The organism is Micromonospora sp. NPDC092111 (assembly GCF_044755745.1).
Taxonomy (GTDB): Bacteria; Actinomycetota; Actinomycetes; order Mycobacteriales; family Micromonosporaceae; genus Micromonospora.
In genome coordinates this window covers 101932-123737 of the sequence record NZ_JBIVRQ010000014.1, presented here as the reverse complement: position 1 = coordinate 123737, position 21806 = coordinate 101932, and the positions used below count along the sequence as shown (strand labels likewise).

At 70.6% G+C, this 21806-nt stretch carries 26 protein-coding genes; 22 read left to right on the top strand and 4 right to left on the bottom strand.

The features are described from left to right. The first annotated feature begins 138 nt into the window (after positions 1–138). From ACIQG9_RS24095 to ACIQG9_RS24010, 18 genes are all read left to right on the top strand, one after another. On the top strand, positions 139–1038 hold the full coding sequence (locus tag ACIQG9_RS24095) for a MarR family transcriptional regulator (RefSeq protein ID WP_400406368.1): 900 nt from the start codon (positions 139–141) through the stop codon (positions 1036–1038). 74 nt (positions 1039–1112) lie between these two features. Continuing rightward, the gene (locus tag ACIQG9_RS24090; RefSeq protein WP_400406365.1) at positions 1113–1742 is read left to right on the top strand and encodes a GGDEF domain-containing protein; all 630 of its coding nucleotides are present in this window, start codon (positions 1113–1115) and stop codon (positions 1740–1742) included. A gap of 66 nt (positions 1743–1808) precedes the next feature. Then, positions 1809–2414 carry a hypothetical protein gene (locus ACIQG9_RS24085; RefSeq protein WP_400406362.1) on the top strand — a complete coding sequence of 202 codons (606 nt, stop codon included), beginning with the start codon at positions 1809–1811 and terminating at the stop codon, positions 2412–2414. 299 nt (positions 2415–2713) lie between these two features. Next, the gene (locus ACIQG9_RS24080; protein ID WP_400406360.1) at positions 2714–3217 is read left to right on the top strand and encodes a hypothetical protein; all 504 of its coding nucleotides are present in this window, start codon (positions 2714–2716) and stop codon (positions 3215–3217) included. Further along, on the top strand, positions 3214–4335 hold the full coding sequence (locus tag ACIQG9_RS24075) for a C40 family peptidase (protein ID WP_400406357.1): 1122 nt from the start codon (positions 3214–3216) through the stop codon (positions 4333–4335). Before ACIQG9_RS24080 ends, ACIQG9_RS24075 begins: the two co-directional genes overlap by 4 nt. Before the next feature lie 90 nt (positions 4336–4425). After that, positions 4426–4929 carry a hypothetical protein gene (locus ACIQG9_RS24070; RefSeq protein WP_400406354.1) on the top strand — a complete coding sequence of 168 codons (504 nt, stop codon included), beginning with the start codon at positions 4426–4428 and terminating at the stop codon, positions 4927–4929. Between the two features lie 102 nt (positions 4930–5031). Then, complete coding sequence (locus ACIQG9_RS24065) at positions 5032–5706, top strand: hypothetical protein (RefSeq protein WP_400406351.1); 675 nt, start codon at positions 5032–5034, stop codon at positions 5704–5706. A gap of 159 nt (positions 5707–5865) precedes the next feature. Next, positions 5866–7011, top strand: a complete 1146-nt coding sequence (locus tag ACIQG9_RS24060) for a DUF4314 domain-containing protein (RefSeq protein WP_400406348.1) — start codon at positions 5866–5868, stop codon at positions 7009–7011. Next, on the top strand, positions 7004–7261 hold the full coding sequence (locus ACIQG9_RS24055; protein WP_400406346.1) for a hypothetical protein: 258 nt from the start codon (positions 7004–7006) through the stop codon (positions 7259–7261). The genes ACIQG9_RS24060 and ACIQG9_RS24055 overlap by 8 nt, the downstream gene beginning before the upstream one ends. Before the next feature lie 305 nt (positions 7262–7566). Further along, complete coding sequence (locus tag ACIQG9_RS24050; RefSeq protein ID WP_400406344.1) at positions 7567–7821, top strand: histone-like nucleoid-structuring protein Lsr2; 255 nt, start codon at positions 7567–7569, stop codon at positions 7819–7821. Continuing rightward, the gene (locus ACIQG9_RS24045; RefSeq protein WP_400406341.1) at positions 7821–8477 is read left to right on the top strand and encodes a hypothetical protein; all 657 of its coding nucleotides are present in this window, start codon (positions 7821–7823) and stop codon (positions 8475–8477) included. Before ACIQG9_RS24050 ends, ACIQG9_RS24045 begins: the two co-directional genes overlap by 1 nt. 28 nt (positions 8478–8505) lie before the next feature. Further along, entirely contained in the window at positions 8506–8856 is a 351-nt protein-coding gene (locus ACIQG9_RS24040) for a hypothetical protein (protein WP_400406338.1), read from the top strand. A 161-nt stretch (positions 8857–9017) separates the two neighbouring features. Further along, complete coding sequence (locus tag ACIQG9_RS24035; protein ID WP_400406335.1) at positions 9018–9599, top strand: hypothetical protein; 582 nt, start codon at positions 9018–9020, stop codon at positions 9597–9599. A 188-nt stretch (positions 9600–9787) separates the two neighbouring features. Next, on the top strand, positions 9788–10903 hold the full coding sequence (locus ACIQG9_RS24030) for an AAA family ATPase (RefSeq protein WP_400406333.1): 1116 nt from the start codon (positions 9788–9790) through the stop codon (positions 10901–10903). A 209-nt stretch (positions 10904–11112) separates the two neighbouring features. Then, positions 11113–12531, top strand: a complete 1419-nt coding sequence (locus ACIQG9_RS24025; RefSeq protein WP_400406330.1) for a VWA domain-containing protein — start codon at positions 11113–11115, stop codon at positions 12529–12531. A 324-nt stretch (positions 12532–12855) separates the two neighbouring features. Further along, on the top strand, positions 12856–13362 hold the full coding sequence (locus ACIQG9_RS24020; protein ID WP_400406327.1) for a hypothetical protein: 507 nt from the start codon (positions 12856–12858) through the stop codon (positions 13360–13362). A gap of 249 nt (positions 13363–13611) precedes the next feature. Continuing rightward, positions 13612–14793 carry a monooxygenase gene (locus tag ACIQG9_RS24015; protein ID WP_400406324.1) on the top strand — a complete coding sequence of 394 codons (1182 nt, stop codon included), beginning with the start codon at positions 13612–13614 and terminating at the stop codon, positions 14791–14793. Positions 14794–14825: 32 nt separating this feature from the next. Further along, complete coding sequence (locus ACIQG9_RS24010) at positions 14826–15515, top strand: tyrosine-type recombinase/integrase (RefSeq protein ID WP_400406321.1); 690 nt, start codon at positions 14826–14828, stop codon at positions 15513–15515. A gap of 92 nt (positions 15516–15607) precedes the next feature. Here ACIQG9_RS24010 and ACIQG9_RS24005 read toward each other — a convergent pair whose 3' ends face one another. Beyond that, entirely contained in the window at positions 15608–16729 is a 1122-nt protein-coding gene (locus ACIQG9_RS24005) for a glycosyltransferase (RefSeq protein WP_400406319.1), read from the bottom strand. Between the two features lie 419 nt (positions 16730–17148). Between ACIQG9_RS24005 and ACIQG9_RS24000 the strand changes: the two genes are divergently transcribed. The 4 genes from ACIQG9_RS24000 (at position 17149) to ACIQG9_RS23985 (ending at position 19529) form a co-directional block, all read left to right on the top strand. Then, positions 17149–18060: a DEAD/DEAH box helicase family protein gene (locus ACIQG9_RS24000; RefSeq protein ID WP_400406316.1), complete on the top strand. Its 912-nt coding sequence runs from the start codon at positions 17149–17151 to the stop codon at positions 18058–18060. Continuing rightward, positions 17964–18530, top strand: a complete 567-nt coding sequence (locus ACIQG9_RS23995; RefSeq protein WP_400406471.1) for a hypothetical protein — start codon at positions 17964–17966, stop codon at positions 18528–18530. Before ACIQG9_RS24000 ends, ACIQG9_RS23995 begins: the two co-directional genes overlap by 97 nt. 154 nt (positions 18531–18684) lie before the next feature. Continuing rightward, on the top strand, positions 18685–19077 hold the full coding sequence (locus tag ACIQG9_RS23990) for a hypothetical protein (RefSeq protein ID WP_400406313.1): 393 nt from the start codon (positions 18685–18687) through the stop codon (positions 19075–19077). Beyond that, on the top strand, positions 19074–19529 hold the full coding sequence (locus ACIQG9_RS23985) for a DUF4262 domain-containing protein (protein WP_400406311.1): 456 nt from the start codon (positions 19074–19076) through the stop codon (positions 19527–19529). Before ACIQG9_RS23990 ends, ACIQG9_RS23985 begins: the two co-directional genes overlap by 4 nt. Positions 19530–19660: 131 nt before the next feature. On the opposite strand, the gene ACIQG9_RS23980 is transcribed toward ACIQG9_RS23985, so the two are convergent. From ACIQG9_RS23980 to ACIQG9_RS23970, 3 genes are read right to left on the bottom strand one after another with little or no spacing between them, the layout of a single operon-like run. Then, positions 19661–20764, bottom strand: a complete 1104-nt coding sequence (locus ACIQG9_RS23980) for a hypothetical protein (protein WP_400406309.1) — start codon at positions 20762–20764, stop codon at positions 19661–19663. Further along, the gene (locus tag ACIQG9_RS23975; RefSeq protein ID WP_400406307.1) at positions 20761–20904 is read right to left on the bottom strand and encodes a sigma factor-like helix-turn-helix DNA-binding protein; all 144 of its coding nucleotides are present in this window, start codon (positions 20902–20904) and stop codon (positions 20761–20763) included. The genes ACIQG9_RS23980 and ACIQG9_RS23975 overlap by 4 nt, the downstream gene beginning before the upstream one ends. Beyond that, positions 20861–21340: an RNA polymerase sigma factor gene (locus tag ACIQG9_RS23970; protein WP_400406305.1), complete on the bottom strand. Its 480-nt coding sequence runs from the start codon at positions 21338–21340 to the stop codon at positions 20861–20863. Before ACIQG9_RS23970 ends, ACIQG9_RS23975 begins: the two co-directional genes overlap by 44 nt. Between the last annotated feature and the right edge of the window lie 466 nt (positions 21341–21806).

The following is a 21806-nucleotide window of genomic DNA, read 5'->3' as shown; positions in this document are numbered from 1 at the left end:
CACCAGTCGGAGTCCCGCGACGGGCCGCGCCACCGCCGAGCAGTGCCTTGATCCCACATTCCAGCGATCGCACTTGATCGACGCCGCGATCGAAGCGTGGATCAGTGCTGACCTCACACCACGGAAGGGAAACCGCCCATGACCGACGCTCCGGAGCCCATAGCGGCTCACGCGATGTTCAAGGTCCTCGCCGCGCTCGCGGAACTCGGTGAGGACACCGCCGCCGCCGTGGCGGACAAGGCCGGGCTCGGCTACTCCACGGCCACCGCGAAGCTGCGCGCCTGGGAGAAGACCGGGCAGGCCGAACGCGTCCACACCGACAGCAAACGCGCCGTCTGGCGGCTGACCGACGCCGGCCGCGCCACCGTCGGCACCACCCGCGAGCCCACGCCCGCCGGCGTTCCCGGCACGCCGCCGTTGCAGCCAGCAGGGGCCGCCGATCATGACGGCGACCTCACCGAGGTTGCCGACACCATCTGCGTAGCGGAGGTGGAGCCCGCACCTCAAAGTGACACGCCCGTGGACAACGGTGCCCGTGCCGACGTCGCCGCCACCCTGCCCGCACCGCAGGCGCAGGCGGCACCGCAGGCCGACACGTCCGACGCCGACGTACCCGCGTCCCCGGTCGTTGAGGCGACGGCCGTACCTGAATCACCCGCGTCCACCGGCGGCCCCACGCCGGACACCGGCAACCAGACGCCTCCGGTCCACTACAAGGACAGCCAGCCAGGCGCGGCCACGCCGAGCACCGACGCCGGCCCGCCCGCCGCGCGTCCTCGACGGGCGAAGGGGTCCCTGCGCGGGGCGCTGCTCGACGTCCTCGAAGCCCATCCCGACCATGCCTTCAAAACCAGTGAGCTGTGCAAGCTCGTCGACGCGGCGAACGCCGGCACCGACGCGAGGAAGGCCAGCGCCGGCGCGGTCGCCAACGCCGCCGACAAGCTCGTCATCGCCGGCAAGGCCATCCGGACCGACGACAAGTACGCCACCTTCCAACTCGCCTCCGCCACCCCGCAACCACGCAACAGCCCGAGGTAGCCCGAGGGCGGGCGTGAAAGTTGACCGCTGACCGCCCGCCCCCGGTGCTCCTTCCTACGAAAGGAGCGTCTTCCATGATGCAACACCTCGCCACCGCCCTCGGTGGTGTGCTCGCCGGTCTCGCCCTCGCCGTCCCCCTGCTGTGGCAACGGCAGCGAGCCCTCACGAAGGCCCTCTGGGCGGCGACCCACGACGACATCACCGGCCTGCCCAACCGGCGGCTGTTCCTCACCCACCTGCGCGCCGCGCTCGCCGACAACACTCCGGCCGGGGTCGTGCTGCTGGACCTCAACAACTTCAAGACCGTGAACGACACCCTCGGCCACGAGGCCGGTAACGATCTGCTGGATCAGGTCGGCCGCCGCCTGGCCAGCCTGCCCGGCCCGGTACTCGCGGCCCGACTCTCCGGTGACGAGTTCGCACTGCTCGTCACTGATGATCGCGAGGCCACCGCCGTCGCGGCCAACGCCGCGTGGCAGGTGATCGCCGCCCACTCGATCCGCGTCGTCAACGCTGACCTGCACGTGACGGCCTCGGTCGGCTACACCCACACCCACACCCATCAACCCAACATCGGCACCCGCCAGATGCTCAGCCAGGCCGACAGCGCCATGTACGAGGCCAAGGTCACCACCGGTCGCGTACGCGAGTACCTGCCCCACCGCACCGCGACCGTGCGCAGCCGCGACCGCCAGCGCCACTGACCGCCTCCCGTCCCGAGCCCCAATCCACGAAGGGACCCCGCCGCCACGGCCGTGGGGTCCCTTCGCGTGTCCACCCCCAGATGGGAGACCGCCGTGTTGTCCTTCAAAGCTGTCCACACCCTCACCGCCTGCCTCGTCGACGCCGACGCCGACGCCGAGCACCTCGGCTGGGGCCAACCCCCGACCATGCTGCTCGTCCACGACTGGCCCCTCAACCCAGCGATCCCACGGCGGCGCAAGATGCGCAGCCTGGAATTCCCCCTGCACCCCGAGGACCTACTCCGCGACCCCGCCGGCCTGCCCGCGCTGCTGCACCGCCTCGCCGACAGCCTGCGCCACCCGGCCACACCCACGCCCTACCAGAAGATCCTCCAGACGATGCTCGCCCGGGCGCACGCCACGGCCCCGGACGTACGGCTGCTGGCCTGGGCCGTCTGCTACCACGACATCCACGTCCGCGACGGTCAACCCCAACGAGTTCGCCGGGTCGACGCCGTCGACATCGACGCACGCGTCTACCAGCTCACCCACGCACTCGGCGAGGACCACCCCCTCGCCGTCATCGACGAAACCCCCGATCCGGCTGACACCCCCGCCACACATTCCGGGCTGGTGGCGCTGCTGACCGCCACCGTCGGCCCCGCCTGGACCGGCGCGGGCGGCGCGTCGTGACCCGCGCCGACCCGCGCAAGCCGTGGTTCAGCAGATGCGGCCCATACGGCGCGTCCATCCGCTGTCTCATCCGCGGCGCGGTCGGCGAGGTCACCCTCTCCGAGTTGCCCCCCGTGGCCGGCAACGACGTTTACGCCTCCGCCCGCTGCGACCGCTACGGATCCGCCGAACCACCGACCAGGTCTTCGGCTGGCACGCCGGGCCAGCCGCCTGGCCGCGTCCGGTCGAGCGCCACCAGCCCTGACAGTGGCCCGCAGCCGCACCGCCGCGCCGTCTCATCGTTGAAGGAGTCCTGTCTCGTGAGCACCCACTGCTACCTCGGCGCCATCACCCCCGAGAACCCGCAACGCGTTCAAGCCCGGGTTGTGCTCAACGACGGCCACCCGGAGGTCGTCCTGCCGGCCCTCGCCGCGATCTGGGCCGGGCACGCCCACCGCGACACCCGAGCGCTGATCACCGCCATCCTCGCCCACGACTGGGAACACCTCGACCCTGACGTCACCACCGCCACCGTCTCCCCGCTGGCCGGGCAGCAGCCGGTGCCGGGCGTGGGCATCACCCTGAACAGCCCCACCGAGGCGAGCGTCGACCCGCCGGAGCCGGTGACCGTGTTCCCGCTGTGTCACGCCCGGCACCTCGACGCCCCGTGGATCTACCTCCTGCACCCCGACGTCGACACCGTCACCGTGCACACCACCGACGGCACCCGCGTCGCCACCTACCCCCTGCGCTGGTGTCTGCCCGCCACCGGCACGGCAGACAACCAGTCGCGCCGGCCCGCGGCCTCGCGGAGAACCCGATGAGCGCCCGGGCGCTCGGCGGCGTCGCCGCCGCCGTGACCGCACTGCTGGTGCTATGCGCCGGCGGCCTCGGCGCGCTGCTCACCGCAGGCGGCGGCGCATCGGCCGCCGGCTGCTACACCGCGCTCGGCCCCGACGGGCAGCCGCTGCTGCCCATCCCCACCATCTCCCCACCCGCAGCCGACGGTGCCAGTGGCTGGACCCGCGAGCAGACCGCGAACGCCGCCGTGATCGTCGCCGTCGGCGCCGACCGCAATGCGCCGCCCCGCGGGTGGGTCATCGCCCTGGCCACCGCCATGCAGGAATCCACCCTGCGCAACCTGCCCGGCGGCGACCGCGACTCCGTCGGCCTGTTCCAACAGCGCCCCTCCCAAGGCTGGGGCACACCCGCCCAACTGCAGGACCCCCGTTACGCGGCCGGGAGGTTCTACACCGCGCTGCTGGCCGTGGACGGGTGGCAGGCGATGGCGCTGACCAATGCCGCGCAGGCGGTGCAACGCTCCGCCTTCCCCGGCGCCTACGCCAAGTGGGAAGACGACGCTATCGCCCTAGTCCGCGTCCTGACCGGCGGCACCCCCACCGGTCCCGTCGCCGCCGACCTGGAACAGGCCATGAGCAACCCGCTGTGCCTGTTCGACGGCGGCGACGGCCGACCCGGCGCCGACCAGGTGCCCCTTCCCGCCGGATACACCCTGCCCCCGGGCACCCCACCGCAGGTCGCTACCGCCATTGGGTGGGCCCTGCAGCAACTCGGCACCCCCTACACCTTCGGCGGGGACTGCACCGCACCCCACTCCGGCATCCCTGGGCGCCAATGCGACTGCTCATCGTTGATGCAACAGGCCTACCGGGCCGCCGGCATCAGCATCCCCCGCACCACCAGCGACCAGGTTCACGCCGGCACCGCAGTCACCAACCCGCAGGATTTGCGCCCCGGGGACCTGCTGTTCATCCCGGGCAGCCGCGGCAGTGCAAGCCGTCCCGGCCACGTCGGCATGTACCTCGGCCAAGGACTACTCGTCCAAGCCCCGCACACCGGCGACGTCGTCAAGATCAGCCGACTTGCCGCGTGGCTACGCGATCTCGCCGCCGTCCGCCGCATCATTCCCACCCCGATCTGACAGGACGCGGCCTCGTGGCCGCGCCGAGGGCGGCCTGACCTGAACACCCATCGATGCTCTCCACACCGCGATCAGCAGAAAGGGAAACTCGTGATCACACGGACGCAGGAGGAGATCCTGCATCGTATCGACCAGTACGCCGGCGCCGACGAGGACCTGTTCGGCTTCCGCCGCGACCTGCTCACCGCAGCCCTCGACGTCGACCACGCCCGCCCGTTCCTCCAGCCTGACATCACTAGGGAGCAGTGGAACCGCCACCGGTGGGACGGGCACGCCGGCCCCGAAGCGTACGGCCGCCAGTACCTGCTGCTCGCCGTGAACAGGGTCCTCCACCATCGCAGCGGATCCGCAGGACGCGCGGTCGACAAGCTCGCCGAACTGGCCTGGTTGCTCGGCCGTGACGAGGTGGTGACCGCCATGAACAGCGCCTCCTACCCGATGTACGGGGCGCCGAAGATCGCCGTCTTCGCCGAAGGGCTCGGCTGGCCTCTGCACAGCCGCGCTGAGGACCCGGACTGGCGCGACGCCTTCACCCGCATGGCCGCAGGCCAACCCTGCAGCGCCGACGGCTGCGGGTGGGGATGCGAGGACTAACCCCGGCACGACCACCCACGACCTGGCTCACCACCGGCCGCGACCCCGATCCCGGGTCGCGGCCGGCTCACGTTCCTCTCTATCGCGGAAGGACCACCTCGCATGACGTGTCAGCCCCCGTTGAATGAGCCCGAGCCCGCCGGCTACATCCTGCGGCTGCCGCCGCGCCCGCCGGCTCCGCCCGTAAACCTGGACGCCTACGTCCACAACTCGGGCGGCCCGGTCCTCGACCGGACTGCGGCCCGCACTTTCCTGGCCGGTCAGGGTTCTCTCGGCAGCGCCATCGCCGTCGGCGACCTCGTCCAACCAGCCGGCGGCACGACCCGACAGCGGGTCACCGCCGTCGACCACCACACCGGCCAGATCACCATCACCGGCGACGGCGACGCGTCCCGCACGCTGGCCGGGGTCGACGTCGAGGTCATCGACCGTGCCGAGCATCCGCCGGTGCCCGACGACCTCCTCGAAGGCATCACCCTAGAGCAGGCGCGGGCGCGCATCACCGAGATCGCCTCCGACTACGGCAGGTATCCCCAGTACACAAAGTCCTACTTCGCCGAGTGGGTGTTCGGCCGCGTTGTGGCCGACATCCACTGGCGCGACGACCCCGCGGCGCCGGTGGACTTCCCCGCCGGGCAGCGGGTGCTCGTGCGCCCCGACAACCGTCCCGTCTACGGCGCGCTCTCCCCGCACACCCTGACCGCCTACTGCACCCGCGGCTCCCGACCCGGCATTCCCACCGCGGTCCTGCCGCACCAGATCCGCCTCGAAGGCTGACCGGCGGCACGACGCCGACCGCCCGCCGCAACGACGTCTCAGGCGGGCAGGCGAGGACGTCCACACCGCTGACGACGCCGTCTGTCGCACCCCGACGGCACCAAAGTCATCGACACCCGCCTCTACATCATCGGCGGAACACCGCGAAGGAGAATCACGATGACGAACTTCACCAGCAACAACCAACCCGCGGATAAGCCCGCGGCAGATGACTACCGGCGCGGGGACCGGGTCGTGCTGGAGCACAGCAGTGACCCGTACACCCGACTCCGCCCCGGCGACGAGGGCACAGTACGCCGCTACGACCCCGACCAGCGGGTCCTCGACGTCGACTGGGACGGCGGCTCCCGACTGTCGATGGTCCTCGACGCCGGCGACCGCGTCCGCCGGATCCCGGACCCCGCCTGGCAGCGGGTCCTGACCGCCCTGCACGACGCGGGCGGCGCGGCCGGCCGCGCCGCCGCCCAGTGGTGGGCGCAGAACACCATCGGCGGCCGGGCCTGCGGCGACGTTTCGCAGACCGCCCGCGCTGTCCTGGCGGCCATCGAGGCCGCCGACGGGCGGGACATCGACGGGCTGCCGTTCGCCGACCGCGACGACGCCGCCGGTCGAGCCCGCTACGCCGAACATGCCCCACCCGACGCGCCCGCCTACACCGACCTGACCGGCCGACAAGCCGACCAGGCGCGGCGGGCGTGGTGCGACGGCTTCGACCAGGCCGTCGAGGTCGAGGCCGCCCGGCAGTGCCGGATGGTTCTGCACCCCGACGGCGACAACCGCGACCTGAGCCACGTCTACCCGGACGCGGTGCGCCTGGGCGGCCCGGGTGTCTTCGCCGGGGACTGGGCGTACACGCCCAACGCCGCCGGACAGATGCGGATCCCGGTCGGCTTCGTCGGCACCCTGATCGACCAGTGGAACGGGTGGGCGGTGTTCCGCTGCACCCGGCAGGTCGCCGAGGCGATCGTCGCCGACCAGCAGACTCACCGCGACCAGCTCCGCCAGCGCCTTCTCAACGACGGCGCCTTCGCCACCGCCGTGGACCGGCAGGTCGACGAGTCCCTGGGCCGGATGTGCTTCGACGGCGACGTCATCGTCGCCGACGACAGCCGCGTCCAAGACGACCCCGACGCGATCGACCGCATCAGCCCCGACGCCGACGGCCAGTACGTGGTGATGGGCTGGAACTGGACCTGGCTGTCCGTGCACCCCTACGACTGCGACCGCATCGCCGGCACCATCCCCGACCCGCCTCCGACCACCGGCTCCACCGCCACCCCGCAGGAAGGCTCCCCCGATGCCTGACGGCCACGACGAGCGAGGGCTGGAGCCGGGAGAGATCGTCACCGTCGCGCCCGCGCTCGCCGACGAGATGGGCGAGCACCTGTACGTCGTCATCGACGGCTTCAACGACCCCCGCTACACCCTCGCCCTCCTCGGCGGCGACGGATACCAATGGCCCAACGTCGCCCGCGAGCACATCATCCCGATCACGCCGGAGCGCATCGTTCGCGTGCCCACCTCCGACAGCGCATCGGCCTACACACCCGCCTAAGCTGCCACACGGCGAAATCAACCGCCCGGCCCCTGTGGGCAAGACGACCTTGCGCCCGCGGCTGGGCGAACCCGTGCTCCGCGCGCCGCCAGCTCACCGTCGTTCAGGTGGTCGCCGCTTCGCTGCCTCCGCCATCCCGCGCGGCATCAGCGTGGTCGCGTACACGCACCGGTGGCGGAATGACACCCGGGCCGGTGCCCATGACGGGTGCTCGGCCCTTCTTCACACCCTTGCCCAATGTCACCCCCGTCGTGCTCGTCGCGGCGGGGGTGACACCGCACTGCCCTACAGAAGGAATCCGCTCTATGGCAACCAGACCGGTCGTCGTGCTCACCGACGACATCGACCACAGCAGCGACAACGTCACGACCCACCATCTCGCCCTCGACGGGGTGACCTACGAGATCGACCTGGGCCCGGACAACCTGCGGCGCCTGCAGGAGGCTCTCGCCCCGTATGTCACCGCCGGCCGCCAAACCGCGAAGCGGACCTTGGGGCGTGTGGGGGCGCCCCGCACGCGCCGCGCCGCCACCCCGACTCCTGGGCAGGGGACGCGCTGATGGCGCATCAGCTGATCGCGGTCCTGGTCCGCGCCACCGCCACCGTGCACACCATCGACGTGCACCTGACCCGGCCGATGCGGCTGCTGGCCCGCCAGCACCACATCGACGGCTACCGGCTCGGCGGACAGGTCACCGGCGCGTGGGACCCCACGTACCAACCGGAAGCCGACCCGGACAACTGGCGTGCCTGCGGCACGTGCGGCGGCACCACCCACGTCGGCGACGCCACGTGCCCCGACTGCGCCGACGCTCCCGAAGCCGGCCGGCGGCCCGGCACCGTGGTGCCCTTCTACACCGACTGGGCGCCGTACCCGGGGGACATCGTGGCGCTGCCGCGGCTGCTGCACCCCGGCTGGCGGTTCCCACCAGGCCGCACCCCGATCGCCTGGGTGGATTTGGCCGGTGTGGTCTGGCTCGACACCGCGCAAGCCGTCCTTACCAGCGCCGACACCGGCGCTGTGCCGCCGCGGCTGCTGCAGGTCTTCCGGGACCTGCTGCACGAGCGCCGCGACCCGGACCCCACCACCACGCCGACCCGACGCGCACCGAGCCCGGTCGACTGGGCGGCTCACCGGCGGCGCCATCCGGGGCGAGCGCGGAACCGGTTCAACCCGAACGACTGGACGGTGGCGGTGGTCGATGCCCACTCCTGAGTACCGGCCACCACGGGGTAGCACGGCCGTGTTCTCCGGACCGTGGCTGCGCTACCAGCCCGCCGCAGGCGTTGACCGTTACCTCGGGGGCTACGTCGGGGTTGTGCTGGGCTGGTGGAACGGCGCCGTCGAATTCAGCGTCGACACCGAGGCCCTGCGCGCCCTCACCGCCTCGTTCGACGGGATGGCCGAGTACGTGGGCGGGGACTGGCGCAGCGTCGACTTCGAGCATGGCGTGCTGACCGTCGCCCGTCCGCTGTCCCTTGGCGGCGGCGTCCACCGGGCCGAGGCCGTCGACGGCCGCTACCGGATCGGATGGGGCCTGCCCTGGCTGGCCGTCGACTCGCGCCGCTGCGACAGCGTCGCCGGCGGCACGTGAACCCGACCTCCGAGCCGCGCGGGGCTCACATCGCCCGCGCCTAGCCCGTCATCACCGGATTCGCCGGGCCTTGCTCGAGCGGCGACCGGCTCAGCGAGGTAAGCCGCCAGCACCCGCAGCGTGACCTCGTCGCGTTCCTGTACGCACCTGGAAGGAGAAGCATGCTCAACCCCCATACCCGAGGCGCGCTAATCCACGCGCTCGTGGACGTCGAGGCGCGGCACGAGCGTCACGGGTGGGACCTCCCGCCGACGCTGATCGGCGTGTTCGACCGGCCGCTGTCATCCCAGCCGCATGACGTCCACGTCGACGCCGGTCTGTTCGATCCGGACGTCTGGTATGCCCCGGCCCTCGCCCGTGGTGACCAGAGCCTGCCCCCGGGCGTGATCCTGCACAGCCTGGCCGATCTCGCCGGCACTGCGCCCGGGCGGAAGACGCTGCGCTCGTGGCTGCACCACGACGGTCGACGCTGTATCGGCTTTGCCCTGGTCTTCGAAGCGTGGGCTGCTCCGATCCGGCCGGGATACCGCCACGGCGACCTCGCGAAGGCGCCGTCCTCGGCGCGGATCGAGACGCGCGTGGTCGCCGCCGTCGACCTCGACGGTCAGCTCCATCAGATCAAACGGATCCGCGGCGCGCGGCATGCCGCCGTCGACCAGCCGTCCCAGCCACCACCGCGCAGGGCCCGCAGCCACATCGCGGCCGGCCTCGATCGGCTGATGGATCTCGCCCGCACCCTCTAACCCCACCACCTGCTGACCCCGCACGGGGGAGCAAGGCGGCCAACTTTCCCACCGGATCGGCGCGGCTCACGGCCGGCCGGCCCCACGTTGCACCTGAATCCCGTCTCCGCAGCGCGCGGACAGTCATCGCCCGCGCACCCGGCAGACGGGTGCGCGGGCTCCACCCCTCTTCGAACGGAGGAACCCGCATGGATCCCACTACCGGAGCTGCCACTTCGGCCTCGACGGCCGGTAACCGGCGGCCGGGCTACCTGTACCACAAGGTCGCCGCGCATCTGGCCGCTCACCCCGACCAGGTCTTCGGCGTCGGCGAGCTCACCAAAGCCCTGGATGCTCCGTCAACCGGGGCGGTGTTCGAGGCGCTGAAAAAGATGGCCGTCGCCGGGTACGCCACCCACCTGACCGGACCGCACCGCTTCCAGATCACCCAGGCCGGTACCGACGCCGCCGGGACGATGCCGCCGCCCGCCCCGCGCACACCCCGCCAAGGATCGCGTGGGACGGGTCGACGGCAGCCAATCAGCCGACCCAACGGCGAGTTGTACTTCCCGCGCAAGCTGGCGGGAGCCAGCGACGTGGACGTGCTGCAACGGCTGCGGAACAAGCGGATCCCTGTGCTGCTCTACGGCCCGCCCGGAACCGGAAAGACGGCCCTGATCGAGGCTGCCTACCCCGATCTGCTCACCGTCGCGGGCACCGGCGACACCGTGGTGGAGGACTTCCTCGGCAACTTCATTCCGCTGCCCGACGGCGGGTTCGAGTTCGTCTACGGCCCCCTCGTCGTCGCGATGCGGCAGGGACGGGCGCTGCTGGTCGACGACGCCACCCTGATCCCGCCGAAGGTCCTCGCCGTGCTCTACCCGGCCATGGACGGCCGGCGCGTGATTACCATCCCCGGCTACCGCAACGAACGCGTCGAAGCCGCCGACGGGTTCTACGTCATCGCCGGACACAACCCCGGCGTGCACGGCGCGATCCTCACCGAAGCCCTCGCCTCCCGCTTCGACGTGCACATCGAGGTCACAACCGACTGGGACCTCGCCCGCCACCTCGGCGTGCCCCCACCCGCCGTCGAAACCGCCATCGCCCTTAACAGTGATCTCGCCGCCGGTCGGATCAGCTGGGCGCCGCAGCTACGCGAACTGCTCGGCTTCACCCGCGTCAGTAAGACCCTCGGGCGTGCCGCCGCGGTGGCGAACCTCGCCGGCCGCGCTCCCGCTGAGGACCGCGAGCACGTCCTCGCCGCCCTGCGGCAGCGGTTCGGCGCGGACATCACCCCGCTGACCCTCGGCAAGCAGCGCTGACCCATCACTCTGCAGAAAGGCCTACCCTCATGCCCCATCCCTCAACCCACCGCGGCACCGCGGCGGGCACCGCACCGATCAGCAACCCGGACTGGTTGACGTGGAGCGACGCCTGGACCCGGCATCTGCCCATCCTGACCGGCCGCCACGATTTGACCGTTCACGTCGCCCCCGGCGCGGGCGGTGGAGCCCCGGCATGCTTCCTCCCGATGGCCCGCCGGGTCGAGGTCGACGCCACCCACATCGGCGCGCCCGACATCGCCGACCCGTACAAGGCCGGCCACAAGAAACTCGTGCCCACCGCCTACGGGCTGCTCGTCCACGAAGCCGCCCACGCCACCCACAGCCTGTGGGACACCCCGCCGGGCACCCCGCCGGTCGTCGCCGACGTCGCCGCCGTGCTCGAGGAGTCCCGCGCCGAGAACCGTCAACGCGGCAGACGCCGCGGTGACCGCCGGTGGCTGCGCAACACCGTCACCACTCTGATCCACCCCGGCGACGCCCCCGTCGACGACGCCTGGCACGCCGCCTACCTCGCCGGCCTCCTGCTGGCCCGGGTCGACGCCCGCATCATCACTGCCAAGGACATCAAAGGCGTCCGCGCCGCCATCACCGCCGTCCTCGGCCGCACAACGCTGCGCCAGCTCCGCGACATCTGGCGGCAAGCGCACACCGTCGACGACACCAACGCCGCCGCGATGATCGACCTCGCGTGGCAGTGGTGCCGCATCCTCGGAATCGACCCCCACCGCCAGCCGCAACCCCCGCAGCCCGACCCCGGCCAGTTCGCCGGCCTGCTCGCCCAGGCCCTCGCCGACTATCTTGCCCACGACCTCGGACTCACCCCCTCCCAGTACGCGGACCAGCAGATCCAGTCCCAACACGGCGCGCCGCCGTCCTGGACCCGCCGCGACCCCACCCACGCCGAGCGCGCCGCCGCTCACCTTCTCGCCGCCCGCCTGCGGCGGGCCCGCACCCACGTACCCGAACCCGACACCCGCCCCAGCCCTACGCCACCCGGACGGCTTCGCACCCGCCACGCCATCACCGCCAAGGCGCAGATCGCCGCCGGCAGCCTGCCCACCGCCACTCCCTGGCAGCGCCGCACCCAGACCCCGCCGCCGAAGCCCACCCTGCACCTGGGCGTGCTCGTCGACACCTCCGGCTCCATGCGCTCCTACGCGGCTCCGATGTCCTCCGCCGGGTGGATCCTCGCCCACGCCGCCCGCACCAACCAGGCCACCACTACCATGATCGGTTTCGGTGCGCGCGTCACCGTGCTCGTGCCTCCCCGTCACCAGCCGACCCAGGTCCTGGAAATGTCCGCGCTCGGTGGCACCACCGCGTTCATCGACGCGGTGAAGGTCGCCGATCACCTGCTGCACCTGCGTCAACCCGGCAGGGTGCGGATGCTCGCTGTGGTCTCCGACGGCGCCCTGCCCGACGTCGAGCCGGCGCAGCGGCTGATCACCACCCTGCACCGGTCCGGTTGCGCGGTGCTGTGGCTGCGTCCCGCCAGCCTGGCCGGACAGACCTTCACCCACACCACCACTCTGCTGGTCGATGACCCGATCCAGGCGGTCGACGCCATCGCCGACGCCGCCGTCACCGCACTCGAACAGGCGTAACCCACGCACCTCACGCCTGCGGCGGCCACCAAGGAAATCCACACCGCGTTGCCCGACCTGACGTGCGGCTCCACCCGCTGCCACCGCATCACGCGTCTCGGTCGCAGCCTGTGCACCTCGACAGCACCGCAGGCCGCGCCCGAAGACCTTTCTGCTACGGACGCTGCCGATGACAACGCCACCAGACGGTACTGCGGTACTGCGCGGGCCTCGACAGGCCGCCCGGTGTCGCGGACCGCCCCGGGGCCGCGCTCACCCTCAGAGCCTGGGGAATTCCAGGCTCCACATCTACGTGACCATGATCGGAGAAACATGCTCACCCCCATGCAACAAGCCGTCGTGCATTGCCTGCGCGGCATGGACCAGCACGCCCACCGCGCCTACCCGTGGCCCGGCCCGGCGCTGCTGGCTGTGCTGCGGGAGGCCCCTGTCCCGGGGCACCCCGACCCGAGCGCCCGCTACGTCAGCGTGGTCCCCGCGCCCACGCCGGCGCCGGACGGAGCGCACCCCGACGACGCTGTCGCGGTGCTGCGCCACGCCAGCACCGGCCTGCACGACCCAGTCGTGCAGGCCAACCTCGTTACGGCCACCGGCCCAGTCCGCATCCTGGCCTGGGTGTTCATGCACGCCGCCGTCACCGACGCCGTGGGCCCGCCCCAAATGGTCCGCTACATCGACGCCGTGGACGCCGACGGCACCACCTACGTCCTGACCCGATTCCACGACCAGCCCGAAGGCGTCGTCGCCGTCGACCCGGCGCCGGAGCCCGGCACGAGCGACGTGCTCGATCTACTGCGGTCACTGGCGCGGATGCTGCGTCCAGGCACCTGACCTGCCTGGCAGCCGCCACGCCAGCCGCGAACCGCGCAGGCGTCCTCACCACCCTCGGTGAGCCTGTCCTCCACATCTGTCCCCGTCACGCCTGCCACCTCACGCGCTGACCAGCGCCTACCGCAGGCGTGACCTGATCTCAAACGCACCACCACGGCCGATGCCCGGCCACACGCGCAACTCAGCGCACCCGCCCGGGCACGGCCGTACGGCCGTGCCCGGGCTTCCGTCGATCGGAAGGAAACCCTGATGACACAGCCGCACCACCCCCCGGCCAGCACGCTGCTGCGAGCCGTTCCCGCCTCCTCTGCCGGGACGCTGCCACGACCACGCATCGCGGTGGTCGGCGGCTCCCTCACCGGCGCCGTCACCGCGCTGCTCCTGCTACGCGCCGGCTTCGACCAAGTCACCGTCTACGAAGCCGCACCCGCCGCCGCGCCGCGCGGCGGTGGCTTGATCGGCCTAGAACACCCCGCCCTCGACATCCTCGACCGCCTCGACATCGGCCAGGACGAGTTCGTGGCGTACCCCTCCGAGACCGTCCTGGAGGTCACCGTCCGCGACCGCCAGCCCATCCACACCGCCCGGCGGCGGTATCCGGGCCGCAACACCACCTGGTCCCTGCTGCACCACACTCTCACCCGCCGACTGCCCGACGGCGTCCTGCAGGCCGGGCGGCGCGTCACCGGCCTCGGCGAGCGCGGCGGGCGCCCACAGCTGGTATTCGCCGACGACTCCCGCACGCCAGCGGACCTGGTGGTGTTCGCCGACGGCCGGGCCTCCACCGGCCGCCGCCTGCTCGACCCCGGACGGCGGCTGCGCTACGCCGGCTACGTCGCCCACCGCGGACACACCCCCACCAGCCACAACCCGCTGCGGGACTTCCTGCGCCTGGAACCCGGCCCCGGATGCCAGTACAACGCCGCGCCGGTCCCCGACGGGCTGGACTGGACCCTGTACCTCACCTGCAGCCCCACCGACTACACCCACCGCTTCGGCGCCCCACCGCAGCGACGCACGTTCGCCCTGCCACACCACGTCAGCCCGGCCGCACGCGCGCACGTCGACACCCAGGCCGCCCTTCTCCTACCAGCCCCGCACGCCGCGACCGTGCACGCCACCACCACACGGATGGCGGCACCGGTGATGGACATCGACCCACCCACACGCATGGCCTGGCCCGTCGGCGCCGGCTGGGCGGTGCTGCTCGGCGACGCCCTGGCCCCCGTCCGGCCCCACACCGCCAGAGGCGCCAACAACGGCATCGAACAGGCCGCCGCCCTCACCACCACCCTCACCCAACACCACCGGTGGGGCGCCGACCTCCCCACCGCCCTGCACGGCTGGCAACGCCGCCAGCTACCCGACGCCGTCGCCGCCGTACGGCAAGGACCGCGCCTCGGCGCCCACCTCGGCAATTCCCGGCCCTGACCACCCGAACCGACATCGACAGGAGCCCTCCGATGCGCCTGCACTTCGACCTCGCCAAGACGCTGCGGCTGGCCGAACACGCCGTCGCCGCCGACGAACACGTCGCGAGCTTCACCGAACACGAGAACCACACCCGCTGCCCGGGAGCGCTCACCGACGTCCACGGCTCACCGATCAGCTTCTCCGCTCACGACTTCCGAAGGGTCTTCGCCACGGAGACCGTCAACAGTGGCCTACCCATCCACATCGCCGCCAAGCTACTCGGACACCTCGACCTAAATACCACGCAAGGATATGTGGCCGTCTATCCCGAGGAGGTCATCCGCCACTACCGCACGTTCATCGACCAAGGACGCGCCCGCCGTCCCCGCGACGAGTACCGCGAACCCTCCGATGCCGAGTGGGCCGAATTCCGCGACCACTTCCAACTCCGTAAGGTTGCCCTTGGCACCTGCGAGCGACCCTATGGAACGCCTTGCCAGCATGAACACGCCTGCATACGGTGCCCGGTCCTTCGATTGGATCTTGCGCAAGTGCCGCGCCTGCTGCAAATCGAAACCAACACCCGCGAACGACTCGACGAAGCCCACCGGATGCAGTGGCTCGGCGAAGTCGCCGCGTTGGAGGAGAGCCTGCGGCACATCGCGAACAAGAAGCAGCAAGCCGAGCGGCTGCGCCGCTCGGCCGACCGGGCAGAGACCGGCCCCACCGCCCTTACCTGACTCCGTCGGCCGGCGGCGGGCAGGCATGCGCCACCCCGGGACCGCGGGTATGGCCCGACGGTCACATCTGTGTCAGCTTCCGTGCGTGTCAGCTAAGCGAGCGCCTCAATCAGGTCGAGCGCCTGCGCAGGTTCCGGGAGGGCGTTGATCTCATCCTGGATCCGCTGTGCGGCGAGCCGGTACGAGTTCTCGCGCAGCATCGTGGCGGCGGCGCGGGCAGCGTCCTCGGGCGTAAACATCACCGGATCAAGCTCCAGCGCCGTGCCGAGTTCGACGCACCGCCGCGTGTTGTGGGGCTGGTCGGCACCCATCGGGAGCAGCACGGAGGGGATACCGTGGGCGAGCGAACCGATCAGCGTGCCGGAGCCGCCGTGTGCGATCACGAGGTCTGCTTCGGCCAGGATCTCCTCTTGCGGGACGAACTGCTCAATGCGCACGTGATCCGGCTGCGCTCCGAACAAGGCGGGATCGAGCCGCCGCCCCACTGTCGTCACCACGCGGACAGATAGGTCGCGAAGCCCAGCGAGCACGCGTTCGAAGACTCCCAGGTGGGTGTCGAGCGTCCCGAGCGTGAAGTAGATCAAAGGCTTACGCGCTGCGCGCGTGCGCCGCGGGACGTGGTCACCCGCAGCGCACCAGAAGGTGTTCTCCGGCAGCGGGTGGTGCGGATCGCGCAAGCTCGGCGGCGCGGGCATGATGACCAGCTGACCGTTGAGACGGGTCAACTCGGGATCGGGTACGAGTCCATATTCCCTGCGCAACGCAGTAATCGGGTCGAGGATGACCTCCTTGCGGGCGAGGCCACCGGCCAGCAGCACGATGACGTTCACACACGGGATCCCGAGTGTCTCCGCGGCGATCGCAGAGCCGAAGTCGATCTCGTCGCGCACGATGACCTCCGGCTTCCACTCAAGCGCGATCTCCCGGATCGCCTTGGCATGGCGGCGCGCACCCCGGCCGGCAAACGCGTCGCGAAGGACCTGCTCCTCGCGAGCCAGGTCGACCGGCTCCAAACGTTGTTCCGGCTCGCCGGCGAGCTGCGGCTTCGGCTCGCTAGTACGGAAGGCCGTGAACCCCGCCGCCGCGATTTCCTCGTACCGGCCCCCAGAGCCCGCCACGGCCACGGTATGGCCGGCGGCCTGAGCCGCACGGGCGAAGGGGATAAGGGGCCGAAAATGACCGCTGCCACCAATGAAAGTGAAAAGAACCCGCACTCTGGCGAACCCTACCCGCCCGCCCGCTGTCCCCGGAAACCGGCAAGCCCCTGCACCAGACTCAGCACGGGGCTCGCGACCATCACCAACCCGGAAGTGTCATGACTGCATCCTCTCAGCTGCCCAGGTCGCTTCTGACGAATCTGAAAAGTCAGCCACCGCACCGAATCCTCCGTCATCGCGAGCGGTACGGCTGGACCGCGACGAAGCAACGGGTGTGCCGCAAGCCACCCGGCCAGAGTCGCGCGACCCTACTAAATAGATGATCTTCGTGGTGCGGAGAAAAGGCCCTGACGGAGCACCGATGCTCCTCGGCGAAACCGTTTCCGTCCTTGCCCGATAAGGAGGTGCCATGGCCCTTCACCACGAGCCAACCCTCACCGGCTCCGCCCACGAAGCCGGTGCGGTGCGCGTCCCCCATGACCGTGTCGCACGATCCAGGCACCGCTGACCCCACCGACTGGCGCAGACCGCCCCTCACGCGAGCCGCTGCCGGGCTGCCCGACCCAGCGGGGTGGCAACGCGCGGCGATTTCCTCCGCCGTCGCCGCCCTGCACGCCGGTGGCCGCGGTCAGATCCACGCCGCCTGCGGCACCGGCAAGACCATCGCCGCCGCGCACGTCGCCACCACGCTGTGTCCGCCCGGCGGTCTCGTGGTCGTGGCGTGCCCATCGGTCACCCTGGTCAGTCAAACCCTGGCCGTGCTCGCACCGGTGGCCTCGACCGTCCTGACGGTCTGCAGCGACGACAGTGTCGCCGACGCCGCCGTGCACACCGCAGACCTGCCAGCCACAGTCACCACCGAACCCAGCGCGATCGCCGGCTGGCTACGAAGCGGCGGCAACCGGGGCATGCGGCTGGTGGTCACGACGCACCGCTCCGCCAGCCTGCTCGGCGACGTCCTCACCACCGCCGGGGTCCCCGCCGAGGTGCTGGTCGGCCGACAACCTCCGGGCCCTCGACGCCATCACCACCACCTGGCGCTGACGGCACACCGCACCCGACACCGCCAGCAGCACACCAGAAGCACCACCACCCTGGACGGGGCCGCTGGCCGATCACCGGCTCAACCTCAACGCGGCCGAACCGAGACCGCCACCCAGCACGGCCCTGCGCCGCCGCGCTCGTCACGCACATACAGACCACGCAGCCTCCTCAAGACTCGCGCGGCGCCCGGCGTAGGCACACCCAGAATCGGGGAGAACCAGTGCACGACAAGGGATACCCCTTCGACATCAGCAACCGCGCCTACCAGCGTTTCCTCACCCTCACCAGCGACCACTTCGAGACATCAACTTGGCACAACGCCGATACCGGACGACCCACCATGATCACCTTGGTCGACATCGGCAGCCGCGACGCGTTCAGCCTCGCGCTGCTCGACACCGCCGAAGACCATAAGCCCCACGCCCTGCTCGCCGTCACCACCACCGACGCCCTGGCCCTGCACGGGCCGATCCCCGGCCGGGCCGCCGCCGCCGACTACGCGCCCCACCTGGCCATGCATGACGCCGACATCGTCGCAACCACACCGGTCTTTCTCCACAACCCCGACGACCCACACATCGGCGACGACGAGTGGACCTCCGTACCACCGGGCATCGCCCACGCCGCCCGCACCACCATGCTCGACGGCGGCAGCGTTGCGCTGGCTCTGCTGGACCGTGACCACGCCACAATCGCCGTCGTCGGGCCTTTTCCCACCATCGACGCCGCCGACGCCTGGCGTCCTGCCGCCGACGGGTGGCCGTGCGCCGACCGGCTCCTGCTCGCTGTCCACGCGCCGGTCATGAGGCATTGAACGCGCCTCAACCACCGGCGACGACACAGCTGACCCGATCCGCCACGCCACCGCCGGCGGCCGACGCTGGCGTGGCGGGCCGACCACAGCACCACCCGACACCAGGGCCGTCGCCGTCAGGCGGCGGCCCTGCTTCTTGAGAAGGGCAAACGTCATGGAACACCTGTCCCGCCCTGGCCATGATCCCGCTGAGCCCAGCCCCGATGAGTCCCTCAGCGTCGGCGATCCGGTCCTAAGAAAGTCGCGGCTTCTGTCGCGACCGTGCGACACCTGCATCTTCAACCCCGGCAACAAGATGCACCTGGCGGTCGGAAGGCTGCGCCATCTCGTCACGGAGACCTGCCGACAAGAGTCGTACATCGTCTGTCACAGCACACTTCCGCACTATCTGTATCCCGACGCCAAACCAGCGATTTGCCGAGGCTTCGCCGACCGCTACCGCACGCAGGCTCTCCAGCTCATGGAGCGGCTCTTCGGCTTCGTCGAGGTCGATCCACCACAACCGCCCCACCCCGGCACCACGTCGGAAGGGGAAGCCCTCCAATGACGGGAATCCGAGACTTCATGCGCCGCCAGAGCCTAATCATCGACCAGGTCGGCTGGGCGGTGACACTCGTGCCACCCGACCCCGACGACAGCACGGCCGCGTTCGCCTACACCGTGGGCCTCACCGCCCACGACCATCCCGAACTACTGATCGCCGGACTCGACCCCGCCATCGCGCAGCAACTACTCAACGACCTCGCCGCCCGGGTCTACGACCGCGCCGAGCGATTCACCCACGGGCAACGCATCAGCGACCTCATCGCCGGCTACGACGCGACCATCGTCGCCGGCCCAGCCACCGAACAACTGCGCCCGGGCGCCGCGCTCGCCCGATACGGCCTGAGGCAGGTCCGCCTACAACAGATCGTCTGGCCCGACCAGGCGGGCCGCTTACCCTGGGACGACGGCTACGCCTACCCGAAGGCAACGCAACCGGTCATCGCGCACCCGTAGCCGCTGCCGGCTGCGGGAATAACTGCCACTGGTGGTGGGTAGGAACAGGCTGTCCCGTCCTGCCCACCACTGTGCTCAGGTCGGCTCCTCCTGCCTACGGTTGCGACCGAACGATGGCCGCCACGGCTTGCTCAGGTGCTGTGGGCGGGGACGTTGGTGCTACCGCCCCGGATCTCGTACGTCCCGTCACCCAGGTCCCACGAGTCCAGCAGAGCCTGAGCCCGCCACTCGTCTGATGGCCACCTCGTGGCCATCGACCAGCGGATGCCAGTGAGCGAAACCCTGCTCAGATCCACATCGCTGAGATCGGCCTCCGTAAAGTTATGCCGGGCGCGGTTGAGGTCGCGGGCGAGGTCACGGACGAGGGCATGGTCGCGGACGAGGGCATGGTCGCCGGCGAGATCGCGGGCACGGGCACGGATGAAGGTTAGGCCGAGGGTGCGGATGTGGGTGAGGTCGCGGTCGAGGTCGCTGGCGAGAGCGAGGTCGCGGATGTGGCCGCGACTGCGGAGAGCGAGGGCGCGGTCGAGGGCGCGGTCGACGCCGATGGCGAGGGCACGGGCATGGGCACGGGCACGGCCGAGGTCGAGGTCGGGGTCGGGGTCGGGGTCGAGCGCACGGGTGAGGTCGAGGTCGCGGGTGAGGTCGAGGCCGAGGGCGCGGGCGACCTCGAGGTCGCGGGTGAGGTGGATGGCGCGGTCGACGTCGATGGCGCGGCCGACGTTGATGTCGAGGGCACGGGTGAGGGCGCGGACACGGTCGCGGGCGAGAGCGAGGGCTCGGTCGAGGGCACGGGAGACGTCGAGAGCGAGGTCGCGAGCGCGAGCGAGGTCGCGTGCGCGGTCGATGGCGATGGCGATGGCGCGGGTTGTTGCCGCCGCGCTAGTGATCTCCAGAGTGAGTGCGAAGGCGGCGATGGCTGGGTGGTTGCGGAGAGTTAGCCGGCTGGAACTGTCCAACGACATCAGCCGAGCGGCAACCGCACCTTGCAAATCTGACCGATCGGGTGTCGCGCTGGGCTGCTCGGAATGCGGGGCCGGAGATGGTGTGGCTGCCTCCGGGGGAGAGGCGATGGCGCGGAGTCCTGCCTCGATGTCAAGGTCCAGGTCGTGGCGGGTGTGGGTGTGTTGTGCGGAGACGAGGGCCTCGCGCAGGCCCGCTTCGATATCGAGTAGACCGCCGAGGTCCCCTGCGATGGTGCCGTGCAGGCTGATGAGCAGCTTGTCCTGGTTCATTGGGTTTCCCCCGCCCTGCGGCTGGACTCTTCGGCGAGCGCACGGCGGGCGAGCTTCAGGCTGGCTCGTACCGCCTCCGGTGAGATGTCTAGTTCGTCAGCGATCTCCTGCGGCCGGTAGCCGTCGAACGTCCAAGCCATGACCTGCCGTTGCCCGCCAGGGAAGCGTGGTCAGCAGCCGCAACACGTCATGCCGTTGCTCCCATGCGCAGATGTCTGCGGATGTGGATAGCAGTGGATTGAGTGTCTCCGGCTCCGTGGTTACCTCTTGGCCGAAGTGTCGTCGGCCGTATTGGCGGGAAGCGACGCGCCGGGTCCACGCTCGGGGATGCTGGATCGACGGCCAGCTTCGATATGCCTCGATCATCGTCTCCTGGGCGATGTCGGCGGCGTCGGCGACACCGGCACCCATCCAGATCAGGAAGTTAACCAGGGCTTTGACCTCGGCGCGGTAGAAGGCGCTGAAGGCCGCGACATCCACCAGTGGCGTGTCGGGGCGGTAATGGTCCGGCACATCGGCTGCGGTCGTGGGCATGGAGCGTGCCGGTTCGTCGGGAGGTTCCAGGACATGATTCATGCGCACTCGTCTCGGTTTGCGTTCCCGACGTTGAGGATGAGCCGGGTTCCGTCATCACGCTGCTCCTGTACTCGGCTCCCGGCTGGCAAAGCGGTAGCCGTGTGCAGGTAGTGGCGCCGTTCCCGCTCCTGGTGCAGTCGAAAGCGGAGCCGAAGCCAGAGTGTCAAGAGGGAAACAACTGGGCCAAGAACTACCAATCCGATTCCTATCACCTCGTGAGTTGCCATCTCTGTCTCCCGTTCCACCTGTCTGTTGTGCTCACCGTTCAGTGGTGGGATGACAGCCGTTGCGTGAAGCGCGACAGCCAAGATCTTCTGTTGCGCACTGAACTGGCAGGTGGGGAGCTTGGAGTTCCTGGTGCTGCTCCTTGGAACTTCGGGCAGCGTGGTGCCAGCCGAAGGGGGCGCAGGGGCGTTGACCGCTGGCCCCCGCAGACCAGCCGGATGACGTTCCCTTGCTGGGGACA

Bases quoted from the DNA above. Each gene is read 5' to 3' on its own strand.
- ACIQG9_RS24095 (WP_400406368.1), top strand. From the start codon at position 139: ATGACCGACGCTCCGGAGCCCATAGCGGCTCACGCGATGTTCAAGGTC.
- ACIQG9_RS24090 (WP_400406365.1), top strand. From the start codon at position 1,113: ATGATGCAACACCTCGCCACCGCCCTCGGTGGTGTGCTCGCCGGTCTC.
- ACIQG9_RS24075 (WP_400406357.1), top strand. From the start codon at position 3,214: ATGAGCGCCCGGGCGCTCGGCGGCGTCGCCGCCGCCGTGACCGCACTG.
- ACIQG9_RS24065 (WP_400406351.1), top strand. From the start codon at position 5,032: ATGACGTGTCAGCCCCCGTTGAATGAGCCCGAGCCCGCCGGCTACATC.
- ACIQG9_RS24060 (WP_400406348.1), top strand. From the start codon at position 5,866: ATGACGAACTTCACCAGCAACAACCAACCCGCGGATAAGCCCGCGGCA.
- ACIQG9_RS24055 (WP_400406346.1), top strand. From the start codon at position 7,004: ATGCCTGACGGCCACGACGAGCGAGGGCTGGAGCCGGGAGAGATCGTC.
- ACIQG9_RS24050 (WP_400406344.1), top strand. From the start codon at position 7,567: ATGGCAACCAGACCGGTCGTCGTGCTCACCGACGACATCGACCACAGC.
- ACIQG9_RS24045 (WP_400406341.1), top strand. From the start codon at position 7,821: ATGGCGCATCAGCTGATCGCGGTCCTGGTCCGCGCCACCGCCACCGTG.
- ACIQG9_RS24035 (WP_400406335.1), top strand. From the start codon at position 9,018: ATGCTCAACCCCCATACCCGAGGCGCGCTAATCCACGCGCTCGTGGAC.
- ACIQG9_RS24030 (WP_400406333.1), top strand. From the start codon at position 9,788: ATGGATCCCACTACCGGAGCTGCCACTTCGGCCTCGACGGCCGGTAAC.
- ACIQG9_RS24025 (WP_400406330.1), top strand. From the start codon at position 11,113: ATGGCCCGCCGGGTCGAGGTCGACGCCACCCACATCGGCGCGCCCGAC.
- ACIQG9_RS24020 (WP_400406327.1), top strand. From the start codon at position 12,856: ATGCAACAAGCCGTCGTGCATTGCCTGCGCGGCATGGACCAGCACGCC.
- ACIQG9_RS24015 (WP_400406324.1), top strand. From the start codon at position 13,612: ATGACACAGCCGCACCACCCCCCGGCCAGCACGCTGCTGCGAGCCGTT.
- ACIQG9_RS24010 (WP_400406321.1), top strand. From the start codon at position 14,826: ATGCGCCTGCACTTCGACCTCGCCAAGACGCTGCGGCTGGCCGAACAC.
- ACIQG9_RS24000 (WP_400406316.1), top strand. From the start codon at position 17,149: ATGACCGTGTCGCACGATCCAGGCACCGCTGACCCCACCGACTGGCGC.
- ACIQG9_RS23990 (WP_400406313.1), top strand. From the start codon at position 18,685: ATGGAACACCTGTCCCGCCCTGGCCATGATCCCGCTGAGCCCAGCCCC.
- ACIQG9_RS23985 (WP_400406311.1), top strand. From the start codon at position 19,074: ATGACGGGAATCCGAGACTTCATGCGCCGCCAGAGCCTAATCATCGAC.
- ACIQG9_RS23980 (WP_400406309.1), bottom strand. From the start codon at position 20,764: ATGAACCAGGACAAGCTGCTCATCAGCCTGCACGGCACCATCGCAGGG.
- ACIQG9_RS23975 (WP_400406307.1), bottom strand. From the start codon at position 20,904: ATGGCTTGGACGTTCGACGGCTACCGGCCGCAGGAGATCGCTGACGAA.
- ACIQG9_RS23970 (WP_400406305.1), bottom strand. From the start codon at position 21,340: ATGAATCATGTCCTGGAACCTCCCGACGAACCGGCACGCTCCATGCCC.